Source organism: Citrobacter sp. GW821-FHT02E08 (assembly GCF_059421685.1).
Genome location: NZ_JBWKVL010000044.1, coordinates 1 through 573, shown reverse-complemented (window position 1 = coordinate 573; position 573 = coordinate 1). Strand labels below are relative to the sequence as shown.

1 pseudogene is annotated in these 573 nt (G+C 62.7%); it reads left to right on the top strand.

From position 1 onward, the window contains the following. Positions 1-573, top strand: a pseudogene (locus AC07UY_RS21770) (hypothetical protein); the annotation flags it as partial.

The window sequence follows — 573 nt, the reverse complement described above, 5'->3', positions numbered from 1 at the left end:
GACAGCGGCGTCCGGCTGACGGCCGTGTGGCTGGCGCGTGATGGCGGCTACGATGTGCCGGAGCTGCCGCTGGCGCGCTACGGCTACAGCGCACACGGCGAGCTGGTCAGCGTGTCTGACCGCAGCGGCACGGAGGTGCGCGCCTTTGCTTACCATCCGGGCTGTCCGGGGCGGATGAGCGGCCAGCGACATACCGGCCGTCCGGCGACGGCGTATGAGTACGATGATGCAGGCCGGGCGGTACGACAGATAACCGAAGATGGTCAGGGGCTGGACTATCATTTTGACTACCAGCCGGACAAAACCCTCGTCACCTACAGCGACGGCAGGCAGCGCACGTATCACACCGAAGGTGAAGGCGGTTTAAAACGGGTGGTACGAATCGACCACCTGGACGGCAGCAGCGTGGAGAAAAAGTATGATGCCAGCGGGCGGTTGACTACCAGTACTGATCCGCTGGGCAGAAAGACCGCGTATGCGCTGGATGTGGTCAGCTGTGACGTCAGCAGCATCAAAGGGCCGGACGGGAAAGAAGTCCGTTTCGACTATAACCGTCAGGGCCAGCTTATCGCC